Here is a 3,348-nt window from a genome sequence, read left to right as displayed (position 1 = left end):
CCACAGTGGAACGGGCAGGGCTCGGTGGGGTGTTCCACAGTGGAACGGGCAGGGCTCGGTGGGGTGTTCCACAGTGGAACGGGCAGGGCTCGGTGAGATGTTCCACGCTGGAGCTATCTGGGAATCTTAGAAGATTTTCTATTGGATAAAGAAAAGTATGGCAAAGCATTCAAGCGGATTTGGTAAAGGAACGGAAAGCCTCACAAATTTCCATGGGGTACGAAAGCCTGACGCAGTTCCTAAAGGAAGTGGTGGGATTTCAGTGGATACCCTTCTAGAGCAGGTTATGGATGAACCATTACCCGGCATGACCAACCGCGTAGATGAAGCCATACCTGCCACCCCATTGAGGGACATTTCTGTTGATCTAATAGATAAGTCTCCTTACCAGCCTCGCTTGCAACTTTCAGTAGAAAGTTTGGAAGAGCTTGTGGAGTCTATTCAGACAATCGGCCTGCTAAGGCCAATCCTTGTACGCCCGAGAGATGGCCGGTACGAACTTGTTGGAGGGGAGCGCCGCTGGAGAGCGCACAAGCTAATCAATGCTAAAACTATCCAGGCTTTAGTCCGTGAAATGAGTGACACGGAAGCTGAGGTTGCTGCTCTAGCCGATAATGAAGGTCAGGAACAACTCACAGACTACGAGCGCGGAAAGGGCTTTCATGGAATCCTTGAGCGTAAGGTAGAGCCGAGCCAAAGAGCTTTGGCAAGGCGTGTCGGAGTTGCTGTTTCTGTTATAAATCGCTGTCTAGCGTTCATGGATCTTCCTAAATCAACGCGGGAGGTTCTTGATCAGAAGCCAGGCCTGATTGGTATTAGAAATGTAAAGGAGTTCGTTGAGCTAGGAGGTCAACATCAAGACTTGGTAACTGAAGCTGTCATTCAGATGCGAGATGTGGGGATTGCGCAAGAAGTTGCACTGCGCTGGATTCGTAAGCAGGTAGCTCTTAAGAATGGAATCAGTCAGCCTGCTCAACCTATTAAAAAAACTTTGCCTGGAGTTGGTAGCCTGAAAGTTTCGGATAGAGCAATTGAGGTGAAGTGTGAGAAGGGGGTTGATTGCAATAGCCTTGCTGCTCTGTTTGAAGAGTTTCTTAATCAAGTGCCTCCGGAAAAGTTTAAAACTAAAAATTAAGTCCGGTAGGTAGATGCCACATCCGCCTCCTTGACCTTATCGGGTATGGAGGCCACTTCCTCACTCTTGCGACTTGACAGGAAGAGGTCCCGAAAGGGCAACACCTCGGTACGGCGCTTTTCGTCGAAGCGCTTGGCCTGTCGGGCATTGCGATCGAAGTTCTTCAACTCCATGACCTGTGGGGGCTGTTCTCCCGCCGTGACGAAGACGGGCAGATTGGCATGGACCATGGCGTCATAGCGTGAGCTTTCGGAGAACCACAGCATGGCTCGCGGATGAGGAGCCACCGACTTTCTCTCTGTCAGCACCTCGGTGTCGGCCATGTTCACCAGGGTGCGAAGCTCCTGGTATTCAGGGGTATCCTCGATGCGGGTGTTCTCACGGCTGGCCCGGGCCTCGGCGCCAGCCTGAAGCGTCTCGCGCACCTTGGCGACGGTGACCCGGCCGGTGGCTGTGGTGTGGCCTGCCCAGGTGAACGTGATCAACCGTGGGGAGCCATCGAAGCACTGGATGTGGCGCAGCAGCTGCTTGGTGTTGAATTTTGCTCCCAGCGCGCGGCGCATGAGACGTGGCCGAGCGGCTGGCACAAGATTCAGTTCGAGGCGCAGCTTCTCGATGGCTGCGGCTACTTCATCCTTGAGGGCATTGATCTGGCGAACCTGCTCGAGCACCGATTCGCGCAATACGAAGTAGCCCGGCAGGCGCATGACGGTGCCGGCAGCCTGGCCGAGGTCACGCTCGAACTCAGCCAGAGCCCTTCGGGTGGCGTCCACGGCCGCTTGCCCAGACAGGCGCTCGGCCTGAAGGGTATCGGGGGTCCGCTGCTCGGTGAGCAAAGGAAGACGCCAGACCACGCCGGAGACGACATGAGCGGGCCAGGCGAGGTTGAAGGCATGCAGTGAGGTCTGCAAGCGGGCAAATGCGCCCTGGATTTCTTCGTACATGAGGGGGCCTCCTTAGCTTAAATAATACCATCCCAACACATACACCTTAGCATATCTCCCCCTCTGCCTTGCCCCGCTATGCTCCCCCTGCCACGCCCGCTTTTCTCTTCCTTCGTTTTTCTTTTTTTCCTTAAAGTTCAGGGGGTTGTTGTGGGGGCAGGGGGGATGGCTTTGGTAGGGATCAAATATAGGGATGGTATTACCAGGAAATAAAATCTCCTCGGACTTCGGAGGTGGTGCCGCACGAGAGGAATCATGGGCATGCTGTAATTTTATACAGTAAAATCCAACCCAAGATTCAGAGTCGGTGAAAACTCATCGGCAGACTCGCTTGGGTTTCTTGGAACTCATGAGAGAACAGATTCATCTTTCACAAACCTGGAGTATCCCATGGGCTCGACAAAGGGAAACCTCGAGGCGGTGCGGCACCAAGCCGTTGTGTCTCAACCACAGCACGGATGTGAGCCGCCAGCCGACCCGTTATGTAGCCATCGAATGAAAAAACAGCAGATGACGACAGCCAGACCCCGGCTCGACTATCTGTGTCGCTTTCAGGTTCGCGACCTGTCCGAGCATTACGACAGTCCGACCTTCGACATCATTTTTCACGACCGGGAGAACGGTGTGGAACGCTACTCGGAAGCCATCTGGACCAGCCCAGAGCAAGCAACCATCGAAGCCAAACGCCTGGACGAGGCCCAGCTGCGTCCCGTGCATTGGGATGTTATCGGACGTTAGGTTCTAACTTGTCGGATTTTCCCAGATTTTGTTCGAAATTGTATAAAAATTATCCATTCTTGCATTCGGGGTTATAACGCGCCATCATGACCGATATATTCATCGTCGGGCCCTGTCCGGTATTCAGGAAGAAAACACATGGTCCTCGACCAAACCGTCATCGCAGCGCAGGTAAGCCGGGACCTTATAGCCCGGGCACACGCCTCTGCACCTGTGAACGGCTGCGAAGCGCCGACGACGCATACGCGTAAAACCTGTGCAAAACTGTACGAGACCCGCACCGCACCTCTCGATGGAGCCGCCGCGGTGGGAAAGGAGAACGTTATCGTGCCAATGCATTAAACAAACGCCAGAAAGCAGAAGGCCCGGTCGGCAAACCGGGCCTTCTGCTGAAGCTCTGAGCACTTCATAGGTAGGGTCAACTTTTCGACGGTTCCCCTACCCCCAATGACAACCAGCCATTTGGTGAGTTGAGTATGACTGCGCCCAAAATTTTGTGCAAGTTTGAAGCGTCGCCCGTCCTCGCTGCCA

General features: G+C 54.1%; 4 protein-coding genes. 2 read left to right on the top strand and 2 right to left on the bottom strand.

All coding sequences use genetic code 11. From position 1 onward, the window contains the following. The first annotated feature begins 157 nt into the window (after nucleotides 1-157). The gene (locus BMY22_RS22935; protein WP_090625617.1) at nucleotides 158-1,135 is read left to right on the top strand and encodes a ParB/RepB/Spo0J family partition protein; all 978 of its coding nucleotides are present in this window, start codon (nucleotides 158-160) and stop codon (nucleotides 1,133-1,135) included. Here the strand turns inward: BMY22_RS22935 and BMY22_RS22930 are convergent. Next, nucleotides 1,132-2,079, bottom strand: a complete 948-nt coding sequence (locus tag BMY22_RS22930) for a DNA replication terminus site-binding protein (RefSeq protein WP_090625615.1) — start codon at nucleotides 2,077-2,079, stop codon at nucleotides 1,132-1,134. The genes BMY22_RS22935 and BMY22_RS22930 overlap by 4 nt on opposite strands. A 495-nt stretch (nucleotides 2,080-2,574) precedes the next feature. Here BMY22_RS22930 and BMY22_RS22925 point away from each other — a divergent pair, with 495 nt between their 5' ends. Beyond that, nucleotides 2,575-2,817 (top strand): hypothetical protein, encoded by a 243-nt coding sequence (locus tag BMY22_RS22925; protein WP_208599385.1) that lies wholly within the window; start codon nucleotides 2,575-2,577, stop codon nucleotides 2,815-2,817. 338 nt (nucleotides 2,818-3,155) lie between these two features. Here the strand turns inward: BMY22_RS22925 and BMY22_RS24750 are convergent. Continuing rightward, nucleotides 3,156-3,348: hypothetical protein (locus tag BMY22_RS24750; protein ID WP_208599384.1), on the bottom strand; the 193-nt coding region annotated here is incomplete at its 5' end.

Origin of the sequence: Azotobacter beijerinckii (genome assembly GCF_900110885.1) — a bacterium.
Taxonomy (GTDB): Bacteria; Pseudomonadota; Gammaproteobacteria; order Pseudomonadales; family Pseudomonadaceae; genus Azotobacter; species Azotobacter beijerinckii.
This window is presented reverse-complemented; position numbering and strand designations above follow the sequence as displayed.